This window comes from Nocardioides mangrovicus, from assembly GCF_003674065.1.
GTDB lineage: Bacteria > Actinomycetota > Actinomycetes > Propionibacteriales > Nocardioidaceae > Marmoricola > Marmoricola mangrovicus.
Genome location: NZ_RDBE01000007.1, coordinates 632,840 through 656,064, shown reverse-complemented (window position 1 = coordinate 656,064; position 23,225 = coordinate 632,840). Strand labels below are relative to the sequence as shown.

Below are 23,225 nucleotides of genomic sequence, written 5' to 3'. Positions count from 1 at the left end.
GGGTCATCTCTGGGTCACCGGATCAGCGAGGGGATGCGCTCGAACAGGTCGGTGGTGAACGTGATCATCGTGTGGAGCATCCAGTTGCCGCTGACCAGCAACGCGATGCCGACCCCGATCACCTTGGGCACGAAGGCCAGGGTGAACTCCTGGATCTGGGTCATCGACTGGAACAGCGAGATCGTGAAGCCGATGACTAGCGAGGTGACCAGGATCGGCGCCGACAGCTGCAGCGCGACCATCATGGTCTGCCGCGCGATCTCGATGAGGGTGACGTCGTCCATCGCTAGCCGCCGCCGTAACTGGCCACCAGGGCCTTGATGATGAGGGCCCAGCCGTCCACCATCACGAACAGCAACAGCTTGAACGGCAGCGACACCATCACCGGCGGCATCATCATCATGCCCAGCGCCATCAACGCACCGCTCACCACGAGGTCGATGACCAGGAACGGTATGAAGATGATGAACCCGATGATGAAGGCCTGCTTGAGCTCGCTGAGCACGAAGGCCGGCACCAGCGTGGCCATCGAGACGTCCTCGCGGTCCTTCGGCACGGGGCGCTTGGCGACGTTGCTCAGCAGCTCGATCTGGTCGTCCTGGGTGTTGTGGAGCATGAACTTCTTCAGCGGCTCCGAGCCGTCGTGCCAGGCCTGCGCCGAGGTCTTGGTGCCGTCCAGGTAGGGCTGCACGCCCTTCTCGTTGATGCCGTGCAGCACCGGGGCCATGATGAACAGGCTCAAGAACAGCGCCAACCCGGCGAGCACCTGGTTCGGCGGCGTCTGCTGCAGGCCCAGCGCGTTGCGGGTCAGGCCCAGCACCACCAGGATCTTGGTGAAGCTGGTGCAGGTCAGCACGATCGCCGGCAGCAGCGACAGCAGCGTCATCGCGACGATGACCGAGACCCCGGTGCTGGGCTTGCCGGTGATGCCCTTGAGGTTGACGTCGACGGAGTTGGCGTCGCTGCTGTCGGTCGAGTCAGCGCTGCTGGTGCCCGTGCTGTCGGTGCTGTCGGTGCTGCTGGTCGAGCCGCTGCTGCCCGAGGGGGCGGTCGGACCCGTAGGACCCACCGGGTCGCTGGGCGCGCGCACCAGCGACGGCGCACCGACGCCCGCGGCCGCGCCGGCCGACACGGAGCTGGTCGCGCTGGTCGCACTGGCCGCGCTGGCCGCACCCGCGAAGAGGCCGAAGCCGATCACGAGTCCCGAGAAGAGCAGCGCCACGAGGGTCGCCGCCCGGCGGACGTGGGTCATGAGGCTCGCCTCTGCGCGGCGGCGAGCGCCTGGCGCCAGGTCTGCGGGGAGAGGATCGAGCCCGCCAGGGCGCCCTGCGACTCCCCGGGCTGCTGAACCGGCTGCTGAACCGGCTGCTGACGGGCGACCTCCTCGGGGCCGACCGCCGGCATCTCGCGACGCCGCTTGCCGGCCACCGTCGCCGGCCGGGGAGCCGGCTCGGAAGCGGCCGGCTCGGCGGCCGGACGGATGCTGGCCAGCGTGTCCATCTCGATCACCTCGGCCTCCCCGTCCTGGTCCGCGTGCCGGTCGTCGTGCTGGTCGTGCTCGCTCAGCTCACCCAGCTCGCCGGGGGCGAGCTCGGTGAGGACGTTGATCTGGTGCTCGGTGGTGCCCAGCACCAGGACCCGCGACCCGATCTCGACGATCGAGACCGACGAGGTCCGGCTCAGGGCCTGGCGGTGCAGCACGCGCACGGCGGCGCCGTGGCGACCGGTGAACCGCCGGCTGCCGACCTTCACCACCAAGAGCAGCAGGCCGACGACGACCGCCAGGGAGAAGACCAGGCGGATGGCGAGCTCGGTCATCCTCAGCCGTTCGCGTCGAGGATCTGCGTGATGCGCAGACCGAAGTCCTCGTCCACCACGACGACCTCGCCGCGGGCGATGAGGCGGCCGTTGACCAGCAGGTCGGCCGGGCTGCCGGCCGCGCGGTCGAGCTCGAGGACGTCGCCGGGGGCGAGGGCGAGCAGGTCGCGCACGGCCATCCGGGTGCGGCCCAGCTCGACGGTGAGCTCCATGTCGACGCCGTGGAGCAGCTCGATGCCGCGGGAGGGACCGTCGTCGGTCACCCGGCGCCGGGGGGCGTCGGCGGGGGTCGGGGTGGGCTCGCGCATCGAGGCGGCGTCACCCGACGCAGAGCCGTGGTCCGCGGCCGGCTCCTCGGCCTGCGCGCCGGACTGACCGGCGGGCTCGAGGGCCACCAGCGACACGGCCGCGGCGGCGGCGAAGCCGGTGCCGATCATCGGCACCACCAGGTGGTCGCCGAGCACGTCGCTCACCGCGTCGGTGGCCACCTCGTCGGCGGCCTCGCAGGAGGCGCCGATGGCGGCGGCGGCGGCGTCCAGCGCGGGCTGCAGTGCTCCGGCGAGCGTGACGCCCGGCGTGGGGCTGGCGGCCAGCGCCTCGGTCAGCTCCTCCCCCACCAGCACCGCGACCCGGCCCGGCCGGCCGACGAGGCCGGCCACGACGGCGCCCTGGAACGCGGCGGCCACGTCGGGCGAGCCGGACTGCACGCCGGCGGCGGTCAGCGGGGTGGCCGAGGGCAGCACCGCCACGACCTGGGCGGCGACCTCGAGCATCGCGCTCTCGGTCTCGGTGGCCTGGACGGTCATCGTTCCTCCTCGGGAGTGCCCACGATCAGGGCGGCGAGCCGGAGACCCTTGGTCCCGGCGGTGGCGTGGGCGAAGGGCGTGTCGTCGGCCGAGATGGCCAGCGGGGCGGTGGCGGGGTGGCTGAGGCGGATGACGTCACCGGGGGCGAGGTCGCTCAGCGTGGTGGGCGTGACGTGGGTGGGGCGGAACCGCACGGCCACCTCGACCGGCACCTCCTCGAACTGCGCCCGCAGCAGCGCCTCGGACTGGCCGCGGATGGCGCGCTCGCGGTCGGAGACGGGGGCCGGGGCAGCGGCAGCGACGAGGTGCGGCAGCAGACCGTGGAAGGGCAGGCAGACCGAGAGCCGGCTGCGGACCTCCTCGACGACCAGGTCGAGGGTCACCACGACGACGACGTCGTTGGCGCCGGCCGCCTGCGCGAACTGGGGGCTGTACTCGACCGTGCGGACCTCGGGCTCCATCGGGATGACGCCGTCGAGCGACCCACGCATCTGGGTCAGCAGCCGGTCGACGAGGCCGGTCACGCCGACGCTCTCGATTTCGGTGAGCGGGCGCAGCGGCTGCTGCGTGCCGCCCGGGCCGCCGAGCATGTGGTCCACGCACACCATCGCGGTGCCCAACGGCATCTCGATGACGCACAGGCCGGCCATGGGCTCGGCGGAGAAGACGGTGAGGTAGCTGGTGGAGCCCAGCGACTCCACGTACTCGGCGTAGGTGTGCTGCTCGATCGAGCCGAGGCTGACCTGGCACACCCGGCGCAGCATCGAGGTGAAGACGGTCATCGCCTGGTGGGCGAAGCTGTCGAAGGCCACCTGCAGGATGCGCGCGTGCTCGCGCGAGAGCTGGATCGGCCGACGGAAGTCGTACGGCGTCACCACACGCTCCGCGGCGGGGCGGCTGGAGGGCGCGGTCAGGCTCACGGCGGTCTGATCGACCGCCGTGGGACCTACCTGAGGAAAAACGGAACGAAGATCCTCACTGAGTCACGAACTCGGTGAAGTACACCCCCATGACCTCTCCCTCGTAGAGCTCCTCCAACCGGTGGGCGAGCTCCTTCTTCAGCGCGCGGCGCTTGGCCGGGTCTGTGACCTCGGCCACCGTCAGGCCGCTGAACTCGTTGATCGTGGCGTCCAGGGCCTTGCTGCCGTCGGCCTCCTTGGTGCCGGCGGTCAGCTGCAGGGCGATGCCGACCCGCAGGTAGTGGTCGCCGGCCAGGTTGACCTGGATGGAGTCGAGCGCCGAGACCGTGCCGGGCTGGGGCTTGCTGGGCCCGGTGGGGCGCAGCACGAACCAGTAGGCGGCCCCACCCACGACGAGCAGCAGGACGAGCACGATGAGGATGAGCTTCTTCTTGCCCTTCTTCGGTGCCTCCTCGCCGGCGGCGGCGCCGGCGGCGGTCTCGGGCATGGCGGTGACGGTCATGGTGTCTCTCCAGAGGTGGCTTGCTGTTCCTTGATCACCTGGGCCATCGCGGCCCGGGTCTCGGGGTCGAGGGTGGAGTCGACGACGATGTCGACCCGCTTGTTGATGCGCTGCGAGCCCGGCTTGGTCGGGTCGACCAGCGGCTTCTCGTCGCCGTACGCCGTCGCCGACATCCGCCCGTTGGCGATGCCGAGCGTGTGCAGGTAGCGCAGGACGCCCACGGCTCGAGCCGCCGAGAGCTCCCAGTTGCTGGCGAAGTACTTGGGCTTGCCCTTGGCCTGGTTGGTGCTGCCGTCGATCGAGAGCGGGTCCTTGAGCGAGGCCAGGACCGGCGCCAGGGTGTCGACGACCTCACGTCCGCGCGGCGAGAGCGTCGCGATGTTGGGCTCGAAGACCACGTGCCGCGAGACCAGGCTGATGACCAGGCCCTGGTCGGTCAGCGTCGTCCGCACGTCGTCTTGCAGGCCCTTGGCCTTGAGCGCCTTGGTGACCTCGGCCTCGATGCCCTTCAGCCGCTTCACCTCGGTCTCGGCGGAGGCCGTACGGCGTCCGGCGGCACGCGCCTCGACCTGCTCGACCTGCTTGGAGACCTCCGCCGACACGGCGGTGGAGTTGCTGGTGCTGGAGTCGGTGGCGAGGTTCGTCGCCCCCACGGCCTCCATGTTCGAGGTGCCCGGCTCGTCGAGGATCGACTGGGCGCCCTGCAGGATCGACGTCGGCTGGCCGAAGCCGGCCGCGAGGCCCTCCTTGAGCATGTTGAACTTCTTCTGGTCCACCTGGCTCATGGCGAACATGACGATGAACAGCACCATGAGCAGGGTCATCATGTCCGCGTAGCTGACCAGCCACCGCTCGTGGTTCTCGTGCTCCTCCTCCTCGTGGCGCTTCTTGCTCATGTCAGGCCGCCTCCGCCTGCTGGCCCGGGAGCAACGAGCGCAGCTTCTGCGCCACGATCCGCGGGTTGGAGCCGGCCTGGATGGCGGCGATGCCCTCGATCGCGACCTCCATGCGCGAGCACTCCAGCTCGCTGAGGCGCTTGAGGCGGTTGCCCAGCGGCAGGAAGATCACGTTGGCCGAGGTGACGCCCCACAGCGTCGCCACGAAGGCGCCGGCGATGAGGTGGCCCAGCTCGGTGGGCTGGGCCAGGTTCTCCAGCACGTGCACCAGGCCCATGACGGTGCCGATGATGCCGATGGTCGGCGAGTAGCCGCCGGCGTCGGCCCAGAACTTGGCCGCCTGCTTGTCGGCGGCCTTCTTGGCGTAGACCTCGGACTCGAGGATCTCGCGGAGCTCCTCGGGGTCGGTGCCGTCGATGGCCATCGTCACCCCGCGTTTGAGGAAGTCGTCGTCGACGTTCTTCACCGAGTCCTCCAGCGCCAGCAGACCGTCGCGGCGGGCCTTCTCGGCCAGCTCGACGACCTGGGGCACCAGATCCTCCGCGGACGGGGCGTCGCCGGTGAAGGCACGCTTGGCCGAGCCCACGGCACCCTTGGCGTCGGCCATGGTGCCGCCGGCGATCGCGACCAGGATGGTCGTACCGAAGACGAGCAGCAGCGGCGCGGGCTCCAGCAGCGCCATGGGGTTGCCACCCTCCATGACGTTCGCGCCGATGATGACGGCGAAGCCGGCTCCGATGCCGATGACGGGTGCGGCGTCCATCAGCGCTCCTCGGAGACGATGGGCGCGACCGCCGTCAGGTGGGCGTGCTCGTGCGGCTCAGGGACGGGCAGCAGCGACTCGGGGCGCAGGTGGTTGCTGAGCGCGATGACCTCGCTGCGGAAGAGCCGCACGGCCGCCACGACATCGTCCAGCGACTCCGCGACGACGTACTTCTTGCCGTCGACGAGAGAGATCACGGTGTCGGGCGTGCTGTCGACACGCTCGATGAGGTCGCAGTTCAGCACAAACGGCTGACCGGCGATCCTGGTCAGGGAAATCACGACGCACCCTCCTAGTGCTCCGAGCGGGCCGTCCGTGGCCCTCGCACCACATCCATCGGCGGACCCGTCGCCCACCTGAGGGAACCGGCACCACCGATCCACCGGGTCGGCCTGGACCAGACCGCTGCGAGGTCCTCGCGCGGGGTCCTCAGGTTGTGCGGGCGCTGACCGATACGTGACGTGTAGCCATTCATTCGAGCGACGGGTAGCCAGATGCCGCACAGCAGCGTGGTCGTGGGCCGTCAGGCCATCGTCGACCGTGACGGTGCGACCCTGGGCTACGAGCTGCTCTTCCGTCAGCCCGCCGCAGCCCTCGTGCCCGTGGCCGGGGTGCCGGTGGGCCCGCTGACCGGCGACCAGATGACGGCCACGGTGATGGTCGGCGCGCTCTCGCTGGGCCTGGACCGGCTGGCCAACGGCCGGCTCCTGTTCTGCAACGCCGACCGCGGCGTGCTCGTCGGCGACACCCCCGTCTCGCTCCCCCCGGCCACCACCGTCATCGAGGTGCTGGAGAGCGTCGAGATCGACGACGAGGTCGTCGAGGGTTGCCGCCGGCTGATCTCGGACGGCTTCGTGCTCGCGCTGGACGACATGGTCTGGCGCGAGGGGATCGAGCGGCTGCTTCCGCTGGTCGACATCGTCAAGATCGACCTGCTCAACACCGACCGTGAGGCCGCGGCGGAGCTGGCCGCCCGGTGCCGGCCCTACGGCGTGCAGCTGCTGGCGGAGAAGGTCGAGACCGACGACGACGTGGCGTGGGCCTGCGCCCAGGGGTTCTCGCTGTTCCAGGGCTACGCCATCGAGCGGCCGCGGCTGATCGAGGGGCGCACCCTCGCCCCCACCGCCACCACCCGGCTGCGGCTGGCCGCGATGGTGCTCGCCGAGGACCTCGAGGTCGTCGAGCTCGAGCGGCTGGTGGCCTCCGAGCCCGGCCTGATGGTGCAGCTGCTGCACCTGGCCGCCGCGGGCGCCGACCACGGCGTACGCCGCACCGTGCGCACCATCCGCGAGGCGCTGGTGCTGGTGGGCAGCACCCGCATCCGCCAGTGGATCAGTCTGCTGCTGCTCACCGACCGCTCCTCGATCTCCCGGCCCTCCCTGGTCACCGTGCTCAGCCGCGCCAAGATGTGCGAGCTGCTAGCCCAGCAACGCGGCGTGACCGACGGTCCCCGGGCCTACGTGGTGGGCATGCTGTCCGGGCTCGACCTGCTGCTGGGCCGCCCCATGTCGGAGATCGAGGACGTGCTGGAGGTCGACCCCGCCCTCATGGCCGCCGTGCGCGGCGAGGGTCCGCTGGGCGAGCTGGTGAGCGAGGTGATCGCCTACCAGGGCGACGTCGCGGGCTCCGGCGACGGCGCCGTCGGCTCCGGCGGTGACCTCTCGCAGCTGCACACGGTGGCCGCCGAGGCGTTCGCCTGGGCCTCCGACCTCGACTCGCTCCTCCCCGAGAAAGTGAACTGACCCGCTCTTGGCTCCTCACGCGACGGGCGGCTTCGCGCTGTCCACCAAGCTCATCATCGCGGCCGCGGCCTGCACCACCGTCGGCATCGGCGGCACCTTCGTGGCCACCTCCCCCGACGTCGGCCCGGTCGACGCCAGCGCCTCGGTCGCCGCCTCGGCCACCCCGACGGCGGCCTCCTCGCTCTCCGGCGTCGGCAACGACACCCCGATCGTGACGGTGACCCCGACCGGGGACCCCAGCACCGGCCCGACCGCCGGACCCGGCACCCCGTCCGGCACCTCCCCCGGTGGGCCCGGGGGCGGGCCCACCGACGCCCCCGCCGGCGTCCCGGCCGCTCGCCAGCTCACCGTGCCGACGAGCCCGAGCACCTCGGCCACCCCGACGGCGACCGCCACCCCCTCGGCCACTGCCACCGCGACCCCCACCACCGCGGCGACCTCGTCGGCCTCCTCGTCGTTCACCTTCGCCACGTTCAACGTGCAGGGCGCCATCCACCGCGGCAAGGTCGCGCACCGGATGGCCCTGGCCGTGGGGCTGCTCAAGCGCTACAACGTCGGCGTCGCCTCGCTGCAGGAGTTCGAGACCCCGCAGCGCAAGCTGTTCGACAGCCTCGCCGGCAGCACGTACGCCCGCTACCCCACCGCGGGCCGGTCGCTGGACGCTGAGAACTCCGTGGTGTGGAACACCGCCCGGTTCAGCTTCGTCCAGGGCCAGACCCGCCCCTACCCGTACTTCCACGGCGCCACCCGCAACATGCCCAGGGTGCTGCTGCGCGACAAGCAGACCGGCGCCTCGTTCTGGGTCACCAGCTACCACAACCCCGCAGACGTGCACGGCAACGCCGCGAAGTTCCGCGCCACGGCCGTCAGCCGGCAGGTCGCCGACAACAACGCGCTGCACCAGACCGGCACGCCCGTGATCGTCGCCGGCGACATGAACGACCGGGCCACCTACTTCTGCGCCATGAGCCAGGGCACCGGCATGCACTCCGCCGACGGCAGCGTCTACTCCAGCGGCTGCCGCACCGCCAAGAGCCCGTGGATCGACTGGATCATGGGCACCCCGGACGTCACCTTCTCCGGCTACCTGCGCGACCGCGGCACGGACGACCGCGCAGCCTCCGACCACCCGATCGTGGTCAGCCAGGTCACGGTCACGGGGTAGGCGCAGGTTTCGAGACGGTCGCGGGCGACCTCCTCAACCAGCGACCCCCAGCGCCTCGGAGACGGTGGTTGAGGAGGTTGCGCAGCAACCGTCTCGAAACCCCCGTCCCTCGGCGCTACGCCAGCGACACCAGGTCGGCGTAGTCGGGGTTCCACAGGTCCTCGACGCCGTCGGGCAGGATCAGCACCCGGTCGGGCTCGAGGGCGTGCACCGCGCCCTCGTCGTGGGTGACCAGGACGATGGCGCCGGCGTAGCTGCGGATCGCGGCCAGCACCTCCTCACGAGAGGCCGGGTCGAGGTTGTTGGTGGGCTCGTCCAGCAGCAGCACGTTGGCCGAGGAGACGACCAGGATGGCCAGCGCCAGCCGGGTCTTCTCCCCGCCGGAGAGCACGCCGGCCGGCTTGTGGACGTCGTCGCCGGTGAACAGGAACGACCCGAGCACCGAGCGCGCCTCGGTGTCGGTGAGCTGCGGGGCGGAGGAGTGCATGTTCTCCAGCACCGACCGGGCCACGTCCAGCGTCTCGTGCTCCTGGGCGTAGTAGCCGATCTTGAGACCGTGGCCGGGGTTGACGGCGCCGGTGTCGGCGGCGGCGACGCCCGCCAGGATCCGCAGCAGGGTGGTCTTGCCGGCACCGTTGAGGCCGAGGATGACCACGCGGCTGCCCTTGTCGACGGCCAGGTCGACGTCGGTGAAGACCTCCAGCGAGCCGTAGGACTTCGACAGCTCCGAGGCGGTCAGCGGCGTCTTGCCGCACGGGGCCGGCGCCGGGAAGGCGATCTTGGCGACCCGGTCGGCCTGGCGCTCCTCCTCCAGTCCGCCGAGCATCTTCTCCGCGCGCTTGAGCATCGACTGCGCGGCCTTGGCCTTGGTGGCCTTGGCCCGCATCCGGTTGGCCTGGTCGAGCAGCACCTGGGCCGACTTCTCGGTGTTGGCGCGCTCGCGGCGGCGGCGCTTCTCGTCGGTCTCGCGCTGGTCGAGGTAGCGCTTCCAGCCCATGTTGTAGACGTCGACGACGCCCCGGTTGGCGTCGAGGTGGAGCACCTTGTTGACCACCACCTCCAGCAGCCCGACGTCGTGGCTGATCACCACCAGGCCACCGGAGAAGGTCTTGAGGAACTCGCGCAGCCACACCACGGAGTCGGCGTCGAGGTGGTTGGTGGGCTCGTCGAGCAGCAGCACCTCGGCGTCGGAGAACAGGATCCGGGCCAGCTCGACGCGGCGCCGCTGGCCGCCCGAGAGCGTCCGCAGCGGCTGGTGCAGCAGCCGCTCCTCGATGCCGAGCGACGCCGCAATCCGGGCGGCCTCGGACTCCGCGGCGTACCCGCCGTTGGCGTGCAGCTCGGCGTCGGCGTTCGTCCACCGCCGCATGGCCTCGTCGGCGACGGCGGGGTCGTCACTGCCCATCTTCGCCTCGGCGTCGCGCAGCCTGGCCACGACGGCGTCGAGACCGCGGGCGCCGAGGATCCGGTCGCGGGCGAGCACCTCGGGGTCGCCGATGCGCGGGTCCTGCGGCAGGTAGCCCACCGAGCCGGTCGAGCTCACCGCACCCGACGCGGGCAGGCCCTCACCGGCCAGGATCTTGGTCAGCGTGGTCTTGCCGGCGCCGTTGCGCCCGACCAGACCGACCCGGTCGCCCGGCCCGACCCGGAAGCTGACGTCCTCCATGAGCAGCCGGGCACCCGCGCGAACCTCGACCTGCTGGGCGGTGATCACCGGGTCACCAGGGCACGCGGGCCGGGTCGTGGACGCGACGCGGGCGCCTGCGGGCGTGCGACGGCCGGGCAGAGGGGCGAGGACATGGCGGAGCGGCTATCGGGCGACGACGGCGCAGCGGGCGTGCGCCTCGTGCGGCGCGCAGCAGCCCAGGTCCCGGTTCACGGGATCTAGTCTACGGACGTGCGATTCAATCCCCGCGCCCGCCTCGACTCCTCCCAGGTCAGCAGCGCGGGTGGTGGTGGCGGGGGCGGCGGCGGGATCGGGCTCCCGCTGGGCGGCGGCATCGGCGGCATCGTCGTGATGATCCTGCTCGTGGTGTTCTTCGGGCCGAGCGTGCTCGGCGGCCAGAGCGGCCCCAGCAGCAGCGGCGGCTCCCCCGGCGACGCCAGCACCTGCACCAGCGGGGAGCAGGCCAACGGGTCATCGGCGGGCGACCGGCTGTGCCGGCTGGTGGCGATCACCGACTCGGTGCAGGCGTTCTGGGCCACCGAGCTGCCGAAGGAGACCGGCAAGCAGTACACGCAGATCGTGACCAGGCCGTTCAGCGGCAGCGTCAGCACCGGCTGCGGCAGCGCGACCTCCGACGCGGGGCCGTTCTACTGCCCCACCGACCAGACCGTCTACCTCGACCTCAGCTTCTTCGACACCCTCTTCACGCAGCTCGGCGGCAAGGACACCGCGTTCACCGAGGCCTACGTCGTGGCGCACGAGTACGGCCACCACATCCAGAACCAGCTCGGCCTGATGGGCAAGGTACGCACCCAGCGCGGCCCCAACAGCGACTCGGTGAAGCTGGAGACCATGGCCGACTGCCTCGCCGGCGTGTGGACCAAGAACGCCACCACCACCCAGGACGCCGACGGCAACGTCCTCATCAGCGACCTCACCGACGCCGACATCGACGAGGGCATCGCCGCGGCCAAGGTCGTCGGCGACGACGCCATCGAGAAGCGCACCTCCGGCCAGGTCGACGAGGAGCAGTGGACGCACGGCTCGTCCGCCCAGCGGGTGGCCGCCTTCAAGGTCGGACTGCAGTACGGCACCATCGACGCGTGCAACTTCTTCGACGCGAGCAACCAGCACTACCCGGCCGCCGGCTGAGCGCGCGCGACCTGGCGCTGGTCGCGGTCTTCGCCGCCCTGGTCGCGGCGCTGGGCCTGTTCCCCGCCATCTCGGTCGGGTCGGCGGTGCCGATCACGTTGCAGTCGATGGGTCCGATGATCTGCGGCGCGGTGCTGGGCCGGCGGCTCGGCGCCGCCAGCCTGCTGCTCTTCTTGGCGCTGGTCGCCCTCGGGCTACCCCTGCTGGCCGGCGGCCACGGGGGTCTGGCGGTCTTCGCGGGGCCGACCGTCGGCTACCTGGTCGGGTGGCCGGTGGCGGCCTACGTCATCGGCTGGCTGACCGAGCGGGGCCCTCGTCCCTACCGGCTCTCGTGGGGTGTGGTCGCCCACGTGATCGGCGGCATCGTCGTGCTCTACGTCTTCGGCATCGCCGGTCTGGTCTGGCAGGCCGGGGTGACGGTCCCCCACGCCGTGGTGATCAACCTGCCCTTCGTACCCGGCGACCTGGCCAAGGCGGTCGTCGCCGCGCTCGTCGCGCGGGGCGTGTTCGCCGGGCTGCCCGATCGTCAGCCGTCGATCTCGCGCGTGCGGTAGCGCCACAGCTCATTGGCACGCACCGTTCCTCCTCGGACGGGATGACCATTGCGACGGGGCTTTGGGATGATCGGCCGGTGCCGCTCATCGAGCTCGACGGCGTCAGCCACGCCTACGGCGAGCGCGCCGTGCTGCGCGACCTCACGCTGCGCCTCGAGGAGCACCGCATCGGCGTCGTCGGCGGCAACGGGTCGGGGAAGTCCACCCTCGCGCGCCTGCTCAACGGCCTGGTGCTGCCGACGGCGGGACGGGTGCGCATCGACGGCCTCGACACCGCCCACGAGGGACACCAGGTGCGCCGCCGCGTGGGATTCGTCTTCACCGACCCCGACGCCCAGATCGTCATGCCCACGGTCGGCGAGGACGTCGCGTTCGGGCTGCGCCGGCTGCCGCGCGCCGAGGCCGACCGACGCAGCCGGGAGTGGCTGGAGCGGTTCGGGCTCGCCGACCTGTGCGACCACCCCGCCCACCTGCTCTCCGGCGGCCAGAAGCAGCTGCTGGCGCTCGCCTCGGTGCTGGTCACCGAGCCCGACCTGCTGGTGATGGACGAGCCGACCACCCTGCTCGACCTCGCCAACGCCCGCCACGTCGCCCACCTCGTGGCCGAGCTGCCGCAGCAGGTGGTGATGGTGACCCACCAGCTCCACCTGCTCGACGGCTTCGACCGCGTCCTGGTCGTCGACGACGGCCGGATCGTGCACGACGGCCCGCCCGCCGACTCGCTCGCCCACTACGAGGCGCTCGTGGGATGAGGTTCCTCTACCGACCGGGCTCCTCGCCGCTGCACCGCTGCCCCGCCGGGGCGAAGCTGCTGCTCCTGGTCGCGGCCGGCGTCGGGCTGGTGCTGCTGCGCGACCCGCTGCCCGCCTCGGCCGCGCTCCTGGCGGCGGTCCTGCTGTACCCGGTCGCGAGCTTCGGGCCGCGGGTGCTCTGGCAGCAGGCCCGGCCCGTGCTGCCGGTGCTGGTCGTCGTCGGTGTGTTGCACGGCCTGAGTGCGTCGTGGCCCGGTGCCTACGTCACCGTCGTCGGCCTGCTCGCTCTCGTGCTGCTGGCCGCCCTGGTCACCCTCACGACCCGCACGACCGCACTGGTCGACGTCGTGGTCCGGGTGCTGCGGCCGCTGCGCATCGTCGGCGTGGACCCCGAACGCGTCGGCCTGCTGCTGGCCCTCGGCGTCCGGTCGGTGCCGGTGGTGCTCGACCTGGCCGCCGAGGTCCGCGAGGCCCAGCACGCCCGCGGCCTGGCGGCCTCCCCCCGCGCCTTCGCCGTGCCCCTGGTCGTGCGGTCCATGCGTCACGCCGACGCGCTCGGCGAGGCGCTGGCGGCGCGGGGTGTGGACGACTGAGCGGCCTCCCGCAATTCACCGCGGGTGCGGGGAATTACAGCAACGACTCCAGCTGCGGGAACAGTCGCTGCAACGACCGGATGTACGGCGCGACGGCGGGGTGCCGGTACTTCCCGGCCAACGCACCGGGACCGGTCGCGACCCGGGCCAACGCCCACTCGGTGCGCGTCAGCGCGGTGTAGCAGGCCATCACGGTGGCGCCGAGACGGGCCTGGTCGGGGTCGCAGCCGGCCGCGTCCACGTAGGCGTCGAGCAGCACGTCGAGGTCCTCGCGCACCGAGAGCGAGAGGTAGCCGACGTCGGAGCCCAGCGGAGCGGCGCCGAAGGCGGCCCAGTCGACGGCGACCACGGACCCGTCGGCTCTGCCCGGGAGGTTGGCGGGGGTCGGGTCGCCGTGGGAGGGCACCTGCGGCAGGTCGGCCACCGCGCGCAGGTGGTGGCCGCGACGCGTCCAGAGACGGTCGCAGACGTCGGCCAGCGTGGTGCGGGCCAACGTCGGCCAGCCGTCGCGGGCCTCGAGCCGCGTACCCAGCACCGCGCGCGCCCACCACGGCTGCACAGTCAGCGGCTGGGCGGCGAGGGTGCCCAGCGCCCGGGCCAGGAACGGCCCCGCGGCCGGCTCGGTCGCGACGCGGCGGCTGAACAGCGTCACCCCGGACTCGTCCTCCTCCACCCGCACCGTCGGCGGGGGCCGCAGGCCGGCGCAGTCCGCCAGCTCGGAGGCAAGCGCGACATCGGCCTCGCGGCGCCAGTACGCCGGGTGGTCCGGGCGCGCGAGCGCGGCGGCATCACCCCGCGCGGGAGCGCTCAGCCGCTTCACCACGACGTCGTCGTCGACGGCCCACACCGAGCCCGCCGGGCCGGAGTGCACCGGCACCCAGCCGGGCTGCGGCTCCCACACCGATGTCACCAAGGGGCCCTCCTCAGGCGTTGGTGACGACAATTCTGACAGAGCAGGCGTCCCGGATGGCGCTTTCGAGCACCGACCGGCGTGGGTCGGGCACCGCCAGCCAGGGCGGCACCACCACCGGAGCGCCCAGCCGGGGGTCGGCGAGCACCTCCTCGACGGCGGCGCGGTCGCCCCCGGTCACCAGGCAGGTCAGCCGGCCCTGGGCGTTGTCGAGCACCGTCGCCGCGTGGTCGGCGGCCGCCTCGAACGCCTGCCGCGCCTGGTTCGCGCGACGCCGCGCGAAGCGTTGCTGGCTCTGGCCGCCCGCCTTCGTCCGCCCCTGCACGTGCCGCTGACCGACCTTGGAGGCCACCGCTTCGCTCCCCCGCAGCCGCGCCACCGCGAAGCCGCCGCGCCTGACCAGCAGCACCCCCCACCGGTCCGGCGGGAGGACACCCGAGAAGAAGCCGTCGACGTCGGGCGGACCTGCGTACCCGCGCCCGAACGGCAGCCGCAGCTCGAACCGGGACCCGTCGGGCGCCTCGCCGAGCAGGGCTCCGTCGTGGGTCGTCAGCCGCGGCTCGCCGTGGGAACCGGCGAAGTTCTCCAGCCACCGCGGCACGCGGGCGACCGACACCAGCACCTCGCCCGACCGCGTCGCCACGGGAGAACCGTAGGCGTGTCGAGGACCGCCGGCCGGCTCCGACGTACCGGTGAGCTGCCATTGGCGAACAGCCGAGCAGGGCAGACTCACCGACGAGAGGAGACCACCGTGAAGTACGTGCTGATGATCCATTCCAACCCCGAACCCTGGGGCCACCCCACCTCGGACTTCCTGCCCGCCTTCCAGTCCCTGCCGCAGGAGCAGCAGGACGAGCGCGGCGCCGCCTTCGACCAGGAGATGGCCGCGATGCAGGAGGCGGGCGAGCTGATCGGCGGCCACGCGCTCGGCGATCCGACGACCGCGCGGCTGCTGCGGTGGGAGGGCGAGCCGATCGCCACCGACGGGCCGTACTCGGAGACCAAGGAGCACCTGGCCGGGTTCTTCCTCATCGACGTCGAGACGCCCGAGCGGGCCGAGGAGATCGCCCGCTCGTTCAGCGGGCCGGGCGAGACCGTCGAGCTGCGACCCGTGATGCAGTGAGCCGGCTGGAGGACGTGTGGCGTCGCGAGGCGCCGCACGTCCTCGGCGCGCTGGTGCGCCGCTACGGGGACTTCGACGCCTGCGAGGACGCGGTGCAGGAGGCGCTGCTGCAGGCCGCCGTGCAGTGGCCGCGCGACGGCGAGCCCCGGCAGCCGCGCGGCTGGCTGCTGCGCACGGCCTCGCGACGCCTGGTCGACGCCCGGCGCAGCGAGGGCAGCCGCCGGCGACGCGAGGAGCGGGTGCAGGCCGAGCCCGAGCCGGGCGCCACGGCGGCCGACGACCAGCTGCAGCTCCTCGTGCTGTGCTGCCACCCCGCCCTCACACCCGCCTCGCAGGTGGCGCTGACGTTGCGGGCGGTGGCCGGACTCACCACGGCCCAGGTCGCGGCGGCGTTCCTGGTGCCCGAGCCCACGATGGCGCAGCGCATCAGCCGGGCGAAGGCGACGCTGCGCGAGGCCGGGGCCCGCTTCGAGCCACCCGCACCGGACGAGCTCGAGGCGCGCCTGCCGGCCGTCCGTCACGTGCTCTACCTGGTGTTCACCGAGGGCCACACCAGCAGCGGCGGCGCCGACCTGGTGCGGCACGACCTCGCCGGCGAGGCGCTCCGGCTGACCCGCGACCTGCACCGACGGCTGCCCGACGATCCCGAGACGGCCGGCCTGCTGGCGCTCATCCTGCTGCTCGTGGCGCGCTTGCCCGCCCGGACCGACGTGGCGGGCGACCTGGTGCCGCTGGCCCAGCAGGACCGCTCGCGCTGGGATACCGCCCTGACCGCTGAGGGCATCGCGCTGATCGAGCGGACGCTGCCCCGCGGTGCCGTCGGCCGCTTCCAGCTCGAGGCCGCGATCGCCGCCGTGCACGCCGAGGCCGCCGACGCCGGCTCCACCGACTGGCCCCAGGTCGTCGTCCTCTACGCGATGCTCGACCAGGTCGCCCCCGGCACCGCCGTGACCCTGGCCCGCGCGGTCGCCCTCGCCGAGGCCGACGGCCCGCAGGCGGGCCTGAGGCTGGTCGACCCCCTGCTGGCCGACCGCCGTACGGCACGGCTGCACCGCGTCCACGCCGTGCGCGCGCACCTGCTCGAGCGCGCCGGACGCCGCGAGGAGGCGGTGGCCGCCTACCGGGAGGCGGCCAGACTGACCACGAGCATCCCGGAGCAGCGGTACCTCAACCGGCGGGCGAAGGCCGCCGGCTGAGCGGCACCGGCGCCGGTGGAGGAGGTCGCCCCGCGACCGTCTCGACACCAAGCCCACCACCCGACGACCTCGCGGGTGTCGAGACGGTTGCTAGCGCAACCTCCTCAACCAGCGAGGTCCGACGTAGGTCTCGACCCGCCGTCGCGGCTTCGCGAGCTCAGACGTTGAAGCCCAGGGCCCGCAGCTGCTCGCGGCCGTCCTCGGTGATCTTGTCCGGGCCCCACGGGGGCATCCAGACCCAGTTGATGGCCACGTCGTTGACCAGGCCCTCCAGGGCCGTGTTGGTCTGGTCCTCGATGACGTCGGTGAGCGGGCAGGCGGCCGAGGTGAGCGTCATGTCGAGCACGCACCGGGTGTCGTCGTCGAGGTGGACGTCGTAGACCAGGCCGAGGTCGACGACGTTGATGCCCAGCTCGGGGTCGACGACGTCCTTCATCGCCTCGGTGACGTCGGCGACGGTGGTGGTCGTCGTGCCGGCGCCGGTGTCGACGTCGGGCAGGTCGCTGGTGTCGGTCATGAGGTCTCCTTCGGGGTTGCCCCTTGCGAGGTGATCCGCGCGGTCGCGTCCTTCCAGGCCATCCAGGACAGCAGCGCGCACTTCACGCGAGCGGGGAACTTGGCGACGCCGGCGAACGCGACGCCGTCCTCGAGCACGTCCTCGTCCGGCTCGACGGTGCCCTTGCCCTGCATCAGCTCCAGGAACGTCTCGTGCAGCTTCAGCGCGTCGGCGACCGACCGGCCGATGACCAGCTCGGTCATCACCGAGGCCGCGGCCTGGCTGATCGAGCAGCCCTCGGCGTCGTAGGAGACGTCCTCGACCACCGTGCCGTCGGCCGAGAGGTGCACGCGCAGGGTGACCTCGTCGCCGCAGGTCGGGTTCACGTGGTGCACCTCGGCCTCGTACGGCTCGCGGAGTCCCTTGTGCTGCGGGTTCTTGTAGTGGTCCAGGATGATCTCCTGGTACATCGCATCCAGGTCGGCCTGCTGCGTCATCGTTCCCTCACACCTTGAAGTAGCTCTTGGTGTACTGCAACGCCTCGATGAACGCCTCGATTTCCTCCGGCGTCGTGTAGAGGTACGACGAGGCCCGGGTGGAGCTCTGCACGCCGAACCGGCGGTGGGCCGGCTTGGCGCAGTGGTGCCCGGCGCGGACGGCCACGCCGCGGCTGTCGAGCAGCTGCGCGACGTCGTGCGGGTGCACCCCGGCCACCTCGAAGGACACCGCTCCCCCGCGCTCGGCGACCTCCGCCGGTCCCAGCACGGTGACGCCCTCGACGCCGGCCAGGCCGTCGAGCAGGTAGCGGGTGATCGCCTGCTCGTGGGCGTGGATGGCGTCCAGCCCGATCTCGGAGAGGTAGGTCAGCGCGGCACCGAGCCCGACCGCCTCGACGATCGGCGGGGTGCCGGCCTCGAACTTGTGCGGCGGGTGGGCGTAGGTCGAAGTCTCCATCGTGACCGTCTCGATCATCTCGCCGCCGCCGAGGAACGGCGGCAGCTGCTCGAGCAGCTCGAGCCGGCCCCAGAGCACGCCGATGCCGGTCGGGCCGACGGTCTTGTGGCCGGTGAAGGCCAGGAAGTCCGCGTCGATCGCCTGCACGTCGATCGGCAGCTGTGGCGCGGCCTGCGAGGCGTCGACGACGACCAGCGCACCCACCTCGTGGGCGCGGCGTGCGATCTCGGCCACCGGGTTGACGGTGCCCAGCATGTTCGAGACCCAGGTGAGCGCGACGACCTTGGTGTTCGGCGTGATCAGCTCGTCGATGCGCGAGAGGTCCAGGTGGCCGTCGTCGGTGAGGCCGAACCAGCGCAGCTCGGCGCCCTTGCGCTGCGTCAGCAGCTGCCACGGCACGATGTTGGAGTGGTGCTCCATCTCGGTGATCACCACGCGGTCGCCGGCGCCCACGCCCAGCGGCGCGTCGGCCCAGGCCAGCGTATTGGCCACCAGGTTGAGCGCCTCGGAGGCGTTCTTGGTGAAGACGACCTCGTCTCGCGAGCGCGCGTGGAGGAAGCCGGCGACGACGTCGCGGGAGTGCTCGAAAGCCTCGGTGGCCTCGGCGCCCAGCGTGTGCATCGCCCGGGCCACGTTGGCGTTGTGGTGCTCGAGGTGGTCGACCATCGCGTCGACCACGCACTGCGGCTTCTGCGAGGTGTTGGCCGAGTCGAGGTAGACCAACGGGCGCCCGTCGGCGACGGTGCGCTCGAGGATCGGGAAGTCCTTGCGGACGATCTCGAGGTCGGGCAGCAGGCCGTCCATGGTCAGGCCGACGCCTTCACGAAGCGGTCGTAGCCCGACGCCTCGAGCTCCTCGGCCAGCTCGGGACCACCCTGCTCGGCGACCTTGCCGTCGACGAAGACGTGGACGAAGTCCGGCGTGATGTAGCGCAGGATCCGGGTGTAGTGGGTGATGAGCAGGACGCCCTTGTCGCCCTCGGCCTTGAACCGGTTGACGCCCTCGCTGACGATCTTGAGCGCGTCGATGTCCAGGCCGGAGTCGGTCTCGTCGAGGATCGCGACCAGCGGGTCGAGCAGCTCGAGCTGCATGATCTCGTGGCGCTTCTTCTCCCCGCCCGAGAAACCCTCGTTGACCGAGCGCTGCGAGAACGCCGGGTCCATCTTGAGCTGCTCCATCGCGGAGTTGACGTCCTTGACCCAGGTGCGCAGCTTGGGGGCCTCGCCGTCGATAGCGGTCTTCGCCGTGCGCAGGAAGTTCGCCACGGACACCCCGGGCACCTCCACCGGGTACTGCATGGCCAAGAACAGCCCGGCGCGGGCGCGCTCGTCGACGCTCATCGCCAGCACGTCGGCCCGACCGTCGGGGCCGTCGAGGGTGACGCTGCCACCGGTGACGGTGTACTTCGGGTGGCCGGCGATGGAGTAGGCCAGCGTCGACTTGCCCGAGCCGTTGGGGCCCATGATCGCGTGGGTCTCGCCCTCGCGGATCGTCAGGTCGACGCCCTTGAGGATCTCCTTGTCGCCGTCCTCCGTGGTGACGGAGACGTGCAGGTCCTTGATGTCGAGCGTTGCCATGTCAGTTCTTCCTCCAGGGATCAAGCTAGGTCGATGAGGACGTCGTCGCCGTCGATGCGGACGGGGAAGACCGGAACGGGTTCGGTGGCCGGCGGGCCGGTGGGCTTGCCGGTGCGCAGGTCGAAGCGCGAGCCGTGCATCCAGCACTCGAGGGTGCATCCCTCGACGTCGCCCTCCGACAGCGCGACGGCGGCGTGGGAGCACTCGTCCTCGATGGCGAAGACCTCCTCGCCCACCATGACCAGGGCGACGTCGAGGCCGTCGACCTCGACGCCGAGCGCCTCGCCGTCGGTGAGCTCGGCCAGCCCGCAGGCGCGCTGGAACGCCACTCAGGTCTCCTTGAGCAGGTTGCGCGCCAGTTCGGCCTCGACGGTGGTGAGCAGCTGCTCCTCCACCGAGGGGATGCCGACGCGGCGGATCAGGTCGTTGAAGAAGCCGTGCACCACCAGCCGCTGCGCCTCGGCCTCGGAGATGCCGCGCGAGCGCAGGTAAAACAGCTGCTCGTCGTCGAAGCGGGCGGTGGCCGAGGCGTGGCCGGCCCCTTCGATCTCGCCGGTCTCGATCTCCAGGTTGGGCACGGAGTCGGCCTGGCAGCCGTCGGTGAGAACGAGGTTGCGGTTCTCCTCGTAGGTCTCGATGCCCTCGGCGACCTTGCGGATCAGCACGTTGCCGATCCACACCGTGTGCGCGCCCTGCCCCTGCAGCGCCCCCTTGTAGGTGACCTTGCTCTTGGTGCGCGGGGCGTTGTGGTCGGCGAAGAGCCTGTGCTCGAGGTGCTGGCCGGCGTCGGCGAAGTAGAGGCCGAGCAGCTCGGCCTCGCCGCCCGGACCGTCGTACTCGACGTTGGCGTGCATGCGCACTAGGTCGCCGCCGAAGCTGATCGAGGTGTGGCGCACCGACGCGTCGCGACCCACGCGGATCGAGTCGCGGCCCAGGTGCACGGCGTCGTCGTACCAGTCCTGCAGGCTCAGGATGCGCACCTGCGCACCGTCGCCGACCAGGAACGACGTCGAGGCGCAGTAGCGCGCGGAGCCGGTGTGGGTGAGGACGATGGTGACGTTGGCGTGCCGACCGACCCGGAACACCAGATGACCCCACACCAGGTCGTCGACCGAGGCGCCGGTGAGCCGGATGGCCAGCGGCTGCTCGCTGTCGAAGTCGTCGGGCACGTCGACCAGCGTCGCGCCGCCGGCGCGGCTGACGGCGAGCGCGGCCGGCAGCTCGTTGGGAGGCAGCTCCCCCAGCCCACGCGCCTCGTCAGCGGTGATGGTGCTCAGCGAGACACCCTCGGGCACCGAGGTGTCCCAGCCCAGCGTCGCGTCGGAGGCCTCGCCGTCGAGGATGCCGCGCAGGCGCTTGAGCGGGGTGAAGCGCCAGACCTCCTCGCGCCCGGTGGGGACCGGGTAGTCCGCGAGGTCGTAGGACGGGGGCGGGTTGAGGTGGGAGACGACCTGGGTGGTCTCGACCGCGTCGGCGACCGCCGTCATCCCACGGCCCCTTCCATCTGCAGCTCGATGAGGCGGTTCAGCTCGAGGGCGTACTCCATCGGCAGCTCCTTGGCGATGGGCTCGACGAAGCCGCGCACGATCATCGCCATCGCCTCGTCCTGCTCCATGCCGCGCGACATCAGGTAGAACAGCTGGTCCTCGGAGACCTTCGAGACGCTCGCCTCGTGGCCCATGGACACGTCGTCCTCGCGGATGTCGACGTAGGGGTAGGTGTCCGAGCGGCTCACCTGGTCGACCAGGAGGGCGTCGCACAGCACGTTGGACTTCGAGCCGTGGGCGCCCTCGTTGACCTGGATGAGGCCGCGGTAGGACGTCCGGCCGCCACCACGGGCCACTGACTTGCTCAGGATCGATGACGAGGTGTTCGGCGCGGCGTGCACCATCTTGGCGCCGGCGTCCTGGTGCTGGCCCTCGCCCGCGAAGGCGATCGAGAGCGTCTCGCCCTTGGCGTGCTCGCCCATCAGGTAGATGGCCGGGTACTTCATCGTCACCTTGGACCCGATGTTGCCGTCGACCCACTCCATCGTGGCGCCGGCCTCGCAGGTGGCGCGCTTGGTGACCAGGTTGTAGACGTTGTTCGACCAGTTCTGGATGGTCGTGTAGCGACAGCGGCCGCCCTTCTTCACGATGATCTCGACGACCGCGGAGTGCAGCGAGTCGGACTGGTAGATCGGTGCGGTGCAGCCCTCGACGTAGTGCACGTAGGCGTCCTCGTCGACGATGATCAGCGTCCGCTCGAACTGGCCCATGTTCTCGGTGTTGATGCGGAAGTAGGCCTGCAGCGGGATGTCGACGTGCACGCCCTTCGGCACGTAGATGAACGAGCCGCCCGACCAGACGCTGGTGTTGAGCGCGGCGAACTTGTTGTCGCCGACCGGGATGACGGTGCCGAAGTACTCCTTGAAGAGCTCCTCGTGCTCGCGCAGGCCGGTGTCGGTGTCGACGAAGATGACGCCCTGCTCCTCGAGGTCCTCGCGGATCGAGTGGTAGACGACCTCGGACTCGTACTGCGCGGCGACGCCGGCCACCAGGCGCTGCTTCTCCGCCTCGGGGATGCCGAGCTTGTCGTAGGTGTTCTTGATGTCCTCGGGCAGCTCCTCCCACGAGGTGGCCTGCTTCTCGCTCGAGCGCACGAAGTACTTGATGTTGTCGAAGTCGATCGCGGAGAGGTCCGAGCCCCAGGTGGGCATCGGCTTGCGGCCGAAGAGCTTGAGGCCCTTCAGGCGCAGGTCGAGCATCCAGTCGGGCTCGCTCTTCTTGCCGGAGATGTCGCGCACGACGGCCTCGTTGAGACCGCGCTGCGCCGAGGCGCCGGCCTCGTCGGAGTCGGCCCAACCGAACTGGTAGCGGCCCAGGCCCTCCAGCTCGGGGTTGCGCTCCTCGATGCTGGGGGTCTGCGACGGAGTCTGGGTGGTCATGACCTGACCTTTCTGTCGACGTCGGGGTGGGCGTTCTCGTGCGCGTTCGCGTGCGTCTGCTCGTGGGTCTTCTCGTGGACGGCGGTGGGGATGCAGGTGGTGCAGACCCCGTCGCCGTGGGCGATGGTGGCCAGCCGCTGCACGTGGCTGCCCAGGACCGCGGCGATGGCCTCGGTCTCGGCCTCGCACAGCTGGGGGAACGCAGTCGCGACGTGGGCCACCGGGCAGTGCTGCTGGCACAGCTGCTCGCCGACCGGACTGGTGCGCGCCGCGGCGGCGTAGCCCTCGTCGGTGAACACCTGGGCGACCGCGGCGACCGGGTCGCCGGTCTGGGCCAGCGCGGCGGGGAACCGCTCCTCGACGAAAGCCACCCGGCGGCGCGCGAACTCGCGGACCGCCTCCTCACCGCCCGTCTCGGCCAGGAACCGCAGCGCCTGGCCGGCCAGGTCGTCGTAGGCCTGGTCGAAGGCGTCGCGGCCGGCGTCGGTGAGCGCGAAGACCTTGGCCGGGCGACCGCGGCCCCGGATCTTCGAGGTGGGCTGGTCGCGGGCCTCGACCGCACCGTCGTCGAGCAGCTGGTCGAGGTGGCGGCGCACGGCCGCCGGGGTCAGGTCGAGCAGCTCGGCCAGCGCGACGGCGGTGGAGGGTCCGTTGACCAGGATGGAGCGGGCCACGCGGCCGCGAGTGCTCCCGTCCATTTCCACAACACCAGTG

Annotated in this window: 28 protein-coding genes; 8 read left to right on the top strand and 20 right to left on the bottom strand. The window is 71.6% G+C overall.

Features of this window, described 5'->3' with window-relative positions; genetic code table 11:
• Positions 1 to 14: 14 nt before the first annotated feature.
• The 9 genes from fliQ to D9V37_RS12680 are packed head-to-tail and all read right to left on the bottom strand — an operon-like array spanning position 15 to position 5,986.
• Entirely contained in the window at positions 15 to 284 is a 270-nt protein-coding gene (fliQ, locus tag D9V37_RS12720) for a flagellar biosynthesis protein FliQ (RefSeq protein WP_121806490.1), read from the bottom strand.
• A 2-nt stretch (positions 285 to 286) separates the two neighbouring features.
• On the bottom strand, positions 287 to 1,252 hold the full coding sequence (fliP, locus tag D9V37_RS12715; protein WP_121806489.1) for a flagellar type III secretion system pore protein FliP: 966 nt from the start codon (positions 1,250 to 1,252) through the stop codon (positions 287 to 289).
• Positions 1,249 to 1,818 carry a flagellar biosynthetic protein FliO gene (locus tag D9V37_RS12710; protein WP_121806488.1) on the bottom strand — a complete coding sequence of 190 codons (570 nt, stop codon included), beginning with the start codon at positions 1,816 to 1,818 and terminating at the stop codon, positions 1,249 to 1,251. The genes fliP and D9V37_RS12710 overlap by 4 nt, the downstream gene beginning before the upstream one ends.
• A gap of 2 nt (positions 1,819 to 1,820) precedes the next feature.
• Complete coding sequence (fliN, locus tag D9V37_RS12705) at positions 1,821 to 2,624, bottom strand: flagellar motor switch protein FliN (RefSeq protein ID WP_121806487.1); 804 nt, start codon at positions 2,622 to 2,624, stop codon at positions 1,821 to 1,823.
• A complete protein-coding gene (locus tag D9V37_RS12700; protein ID WP_232524886.1) occupies positions 2,621 to 3,544 on the bottom strand; it encodes a flagellar motor switch protein FliM in 924 nt (307 codons plus the stop codon). Before D9V37_RS12700 ends, fliN begins: the two co-directional genes overlap by 4 nt.
• Positions 3,545 to 3,599: 55 nt before the next feature.
• Positions 3,600 to 4,046 (bottom strand): flagellar basal body-associated FliL family protein, encoded by a 447-nt coding sequence (locus tag D9V37_RS12695; RefSeq protein ID WP_121806486.1) that lies wholly within the window; start codon positions 4,044 to 4,046, stop codon positions 3,600 to 3,602.
• A complete protein-coding gene (locus D9V37_RS12690; protein WP_121806485.1) occupies positions 4,043 to 4,942 on the bottom strand; it encodes an OmpA/MotB family protein in 900 nt (299 codons plus the stop codon). The genes D9V37_RS12695 and D9V37_RS12690 overlap by 4 nt, the downstream gene beginning before the upstream one ends.
• A 1-nt stretch (position 4,943) precedes the next feature.
• Entirely contained in the window at positions 4,944 to 5,705 is a 762-nt protein-coding gene (locus tag D9V37_RS12685) for a flagellar motor protein (RefSeq protein ID WP_121806484.1), read from the bottom strand.
• Entirely contained in the window at positions 5,705 to 5,986 is a 282-nt protein-coding gene (locus D9V37_RS12680; RefSeq protein WP_121806483.1) for a flagellar FlbD family protein, read from the bottom strand. Before D9V37_RS12680 ends, D9V37_RS12685 begins: the two co-directional genes overlap by 1 nt.
• 213 nt (positions 5,987 to 6,199) lie before the next feature.
• On the opposite strand from D9V37_RS12680, the gene D9V37_RS12675 reads away from it, so the two are divergent.
• Together D9V37_RS12675 and D9V37_RS12670 are read left to right on the top strand one after the other, a co-directional pair.
• Positions 6,200 to 7,447: an EAL and HDOD domain-containing protein gene (locus tag D9V37_RS12675; RefSeq protein WP_121806482.1), complete on the top strand. Its 1,248-nt coding sequence runs from the start codon at positions 6,200 to 6,202 to the stop codon at positions 7,445 to 7,447.
• A gap of 7 nt (positions 7,448 to 7,454) precedes the next feature.
• Positions 7,455 to 8,612 (top strand): endonuclease/exonuclease/phosphatase family protein, encoded by a 1,158-nt coding sequence (locus D9V37_RS12670; RefSeq protein ID WP_121806481.1) that lies wholly within the window; start codon positions 7,455 to 7,457, stop codon positions 8,610 to 8,612.
• A 115-nt stretch (positions 8,613 to 8,727) separates the two neighbouring features.
• Here the strand turns inward: D9V37_RS12670 and D9V37_RS12665 are convergent, their stop codons facing one another.
• Complete coding sequence (locus tag D9V37_RS12665; protein WP_121806480.1) at positions 8,728 to 10,326, bottom strand: ABC-F family ATP-binding cassette domain-containing protein; 1,599 nt, start codon at positions 10,324 to 10,326, stop codon at positions 8,728 to 8,730.
• 183 nt (positions 10,327 to 10,509) lie between these two features.
• Here D9V37_RS12665 and ypfJ point away from each other — a divergent pair, with 183 nt between their 5' ends.
• The 4 genes from ypfJ to D9V37_RS12645 all read left to right on the top strand — a co-directional run bounded on the left by ypfJ (position 10,510) and on the right by D9V37_RS12645 (position 13,329).
• Positions 10,510 to 11,430: a KPN_02809 family neutral zinc metallopeptidase gene (ypfJ, locus tag D9V37_RS12660; protein WP_121806479.1), complete on the top strand. Its 921-nt coding sequence runs from the start codon at positions 10,510 to 10,512 to the stop codon at positions 11,428 to 11,430.
• Complete coding sequence (locus D9V37_RS12655; RefSeq protein WP_232524885.1) at positions 11,382 to 11,984, top strand: biotin transporter BioY; 603 nt, start codon at positions 11,382 to 11,384, stop codon at positions 11,982 to 11,984. The genes ypfJ and D9V37_RS12655 overlap by 49 nt, the downstream gene beginning before the upstream one ends.
• A 77-nt stretch (positions 11,985 to 12,061) precedes the next feature.
• On the top strand, positions 12,062 to 12,736 hold the full coding sequence (locus D9V37_RS12650) for an energy-coupling factor ABC transporter ATP-binding protein (RefSeq protein WP_232524884.1): 675 nt from the start codon (positions 12,062 to 12,064) through the stop codon (positions 12,734 to 12,736).
• Positions 12,733 to 13,329: an energy-coupling factor transporter transmembrane component T gene (locus tag D9V37_RS12645; RefSeq protein ID WP_121806477.1), complete on the top strand. Its 597-nt coding sequence runs from the start codon at positions 12,733 to 12,735 to the stop codon at positions 13,327 to 13,329. The genes D9V37_RS12650 and D9V37_RS12645 overlap by 4 nt, the downstream gene beginning before the upstream one ends.
• 34 nt (positions 13,330 to 13,363) lie before the next feature.
• Here the strand turns inward: D9V37_RS12645 and D9V37_RS12640 are convergent, their stop codons facing one another.
• Both D9V37_RS12640 and D9V37_RS12635 read right to left on the bottom strand, forming a co-directional pair.
• On the bottom strand, positions 13,364 to 14,239 hold the full coding sequence (locus tag D9V37_RS12640) for a phosphotransferase family protein (protein WP_232524900.1): 876 nt from the start codon (positions 14,237 to 14,239) through the stop codon (positions 13,364 to 13,366).
• A gap of 13 nt (positions 14,240 to 14,252) precedes the next feature.
• Positions 14,253 to 14,882, bottom strand: a complete 630-nt coding sequence (locus D9V37_RS12635) for an acVLRF1 family peptidyl-tRNA hydrolase (protein WP_121806475.1) — start codon at positions 14,880 to 14,882, stop codon at positions 14,253 to 14,255.
• Positions 14,883 to 14,990: 108 nt separating this feature from the next.
• Here D9V37_RS12635 and D9V37_RS12630 point away from each other — a divergent pair, with 108 nt between their 5' ends.
• Both D9V37_RS12630 and D9V37_RS12625 read left to right on the top strand, forming a co-directional pair.
• Positions 14,991 to 15,362 (top strand): YciI family protein, encoded by a 372-nt coding sequence (locus tag D9V37_RS12630; protein WP_121806474.1) that lies wholly within the window; start codon positions 14,991 to 14,993, stop codon positions 15,360 to 15,362.
• Positions 15,359 to 16,558, top strand: coding sequence for an RNA polymerase sigma factor (locus D9V37_RS12625; RefSeq protein ID WP_198412515.1), 1,200 nt, complete (start codon positions 15,359 to 15,361; stop codon positions 16,556 to 16,558). Before D9V37_RS12630 ends, D9V37_RS12625 begins: the two co-directional genes overlap by 4 nt.
• 157 nt (positions 16,559 to 16,715) lie before the next feature.
• Here D9V37_RS12625 and D9V37_RS12620 read toward each other — a convergent pair whose 3' ends face one another.
• From D9V37_RS12620 to D9V37_RS12585, 8 genes are read right to left on the bottom strand one after another with little or no spacing between them, the layout of a single operon-like run.
• On the bottom strand, positions 16,716 to 17,075 hold the full coding sequence (locus tag D9V37_RS12620; RefSeq protein ID WP_121806473.1) for a metal-sulfur cluster assembly factor: 360 nt from the start codon (positions 17,073 to 17,075) through the stop codon (positions 16,716 to 16,718).
• Positions 17,072 to 17,551, bottom strand: coding sequence for a Fe-S cluster assembly sulfur transfer protein SufU (sufU, locus tag D9V37_RS12615; RefSeq protein ID WP_121806472.1), 480 nt, complete (start codon positions 17,549 to 17,551; stop codon positions 17,072 to 17,074). The genes D9V37_RS12620 and sufU overlap by 4 nt, the downstream gene beginning before the upstream one ends.
• A gap of 7 nt (positions 17,552 to 17,558) precedes the next feature.
• Positions 17,559 to 18,812: a cysteine desulfurase gene (locus D9V37_RS12610; RefSeq protein ID WP_121806471.1), complete on the bottom strand. Its 1,254-nt coding sequence runs from the start codon at positions 18,810 to 18,812 to the stop codon at positions 17,559 to 17,561.
• Between the two features lie 2 nt (positions 18,813 to 18,814).
• The gene (gene sufC, locus D9V37_RS12605; protein WP_121806470.1) at positions 18,815 to 19,585 is read right to left on the bottom strand and encodes a Fe-S cluster assembly ATPase SufC; all 771 of its coding nucleotides are present in this window, start codon (positions 19,583 to 19,585) and stop codon (positions 18,815 to 18,817) included.
• A gap of 20 nt (positions 19,586 to 19,605) precedes the next feature.
• Entirely contained in the window at positions 19,606 to 19,914 is a 309-nt protein-coding gene (locus D9V37_RS12600) for a non-heme iron oxygenase ferredoxin subunit (protein WP_121806469.1), read from the bottom strand.
• Positions 19,915 to 21,072 (bottom strand): Fe-S cluster assembly protein SufD, encoded by a 1,158-nt coding sequence (gene sufD / locus D9V37_RS12595; RefSeq protein WP_121806468.1) that lies wholly within the window; start codon positions 21,070 to 21,072, stop codon positions 19,915 to 19,917. It abuts the gene before it with no gap.
• Positions 21,069 to 22,511, bottom strand: a complete 1,443-nt coding sequence (gene sufB / locus D9V37_RS12590) for a Fe-S cluster assembly protein SufB (protein WP_121806467.1) — start codon at positions 22,509 to 22,511, stop codon at positions 21,069 to 21,071. The genes sufD and sufB overlap by 4 nt, the downstream gene beginning before the upstream one ends.
• Positions 22,508 to 23,185, bottom strand: a complete 678-nt coding sequence (locus D9V37_RS12585) for a helix-turn-helix transcriptional regulator (protein ID WP_332835750.1) — start codon at positions 23,183 to 23,185, stop codon at positions 22,508 to 22,510. Before D9V37_RS12585 ends, sufB begins: the two co-directional genes overlap by 4 nt.
• Positions 23,186 to 23,225 lie beyond the last annotated feature (40 nt).

What these genes read in the sequence shown, in the direction of transcription:
- fliQ (WP_121806490.1), bottom strand. Translation starts at nt 284, where the DNA reads ATGGACGACGTCACCCTCATCGAGATCGCGCGGCAGACCATGATGGTC.
- fliP (WP_121806489.1), bottom strand. Translation starts at nt 1,252, where the DNA reads ATGACCCACGTCCGCCGGGCGGCGACCCTCGTGGCGCTGCTCTTCTCG.
- D9V37_RS12710 (WP_121806488.1), bottom strand. Translation starts at nt 1,818, where the DNA reads ATGACCGAGCTCGCCATCCGCCTGGTCTTCTCCCTGGCGGTCGTCGTC.
- fliN (WP_121806487.1), bottom strand. Translation starts at nt 2,624, where the DNA reads ATGACCGTCCAGGCCACCGAGACCGAGAGCGCGATGCTCGAGGTCGCC.
- D9V37_RS12695 (WP_121806486.1), bottom strand. Translation starts at nt 4,046, where the DNA reads ATGACCGTCACCGCCATGCCCGAGACCGCCGCCGGCGCCGCCGCCGGC.
- D9V37_RS12690 (WP_121806485.1), bottom strand. Translation starts at nt 4,942, where the DNA reads ATGAGCAAGAAGCGCCACGAGGAGGAGGAGCACGAGAACCACGAGCGG.
- D9V37_RS12685 (WP_121806484.1), bottom strand. Translation starts at nt 5,705, where the DNA reads ATGGACGCCGCACCCGTCATCGGCATCGGAGCCGGCTTCGCCGTCATC.
- D9V37_RS12675 (WP_121806482.1), top strand. Translation starts at nt 6,200, where the DNA reads ATGCCGCACAGCAGCGTGGTCGTGGGCCGTCAGGCCATCGTCGACCGT.
- D9V37_RS12645 (WP_121806477.1), top strand. Translation starts at nt 12,733, where the DNA reads ATGAGGTTCCTCTACCGACCGGGCTCCTCGCCGCTGCACCGCTGCCCC.
- D9V37_RS12620 (WP_121806473.1), bottom strand. Translation starts at nt 17,075, where the DNA reads ATGACCGACACCAGCGACCTGCCCGACGTCGACACCGGCGCCGGCACG.
- sufU (WP_121806472.1), bottom strand. Translation starts at nt 17,551, where the DNA reads ATGACGCAGCAGGCCGACCTGGATGCGATGTACCAGGAGATCATCCTG.
- D9V37_RS12610 (WP_121806471.1), bottom strand. Translation starts at nt 18,812, where the DNA reads ATGGACGGCCTGCTGCCCGACCTCGAGATCGTCCGCAAGGACTTCCCG.
- sufC (WP_121806470.1), bottom strand. Translation starts at nt 19,585, where the DNA reads ATGGCAACGCTCGACATCAAGGACCTGCACGTCTCCGTCACCACGGAG.
- sufD (WP_121806468.1), bottom strand. Translation starts at nt 21,072, where the DNA reads ATGACGGCGGTCGCCGACGCGGTCGAGACCACCCAGGTCGTCTCCCAC.
- sufB (WP_121806467.1), bottom strand. Translation starts at nt 22,511, where the DNA reads ATGACCACCCAGACTCCGTCGCAGACCCCCAGCATCGAGGAGCGCAAC.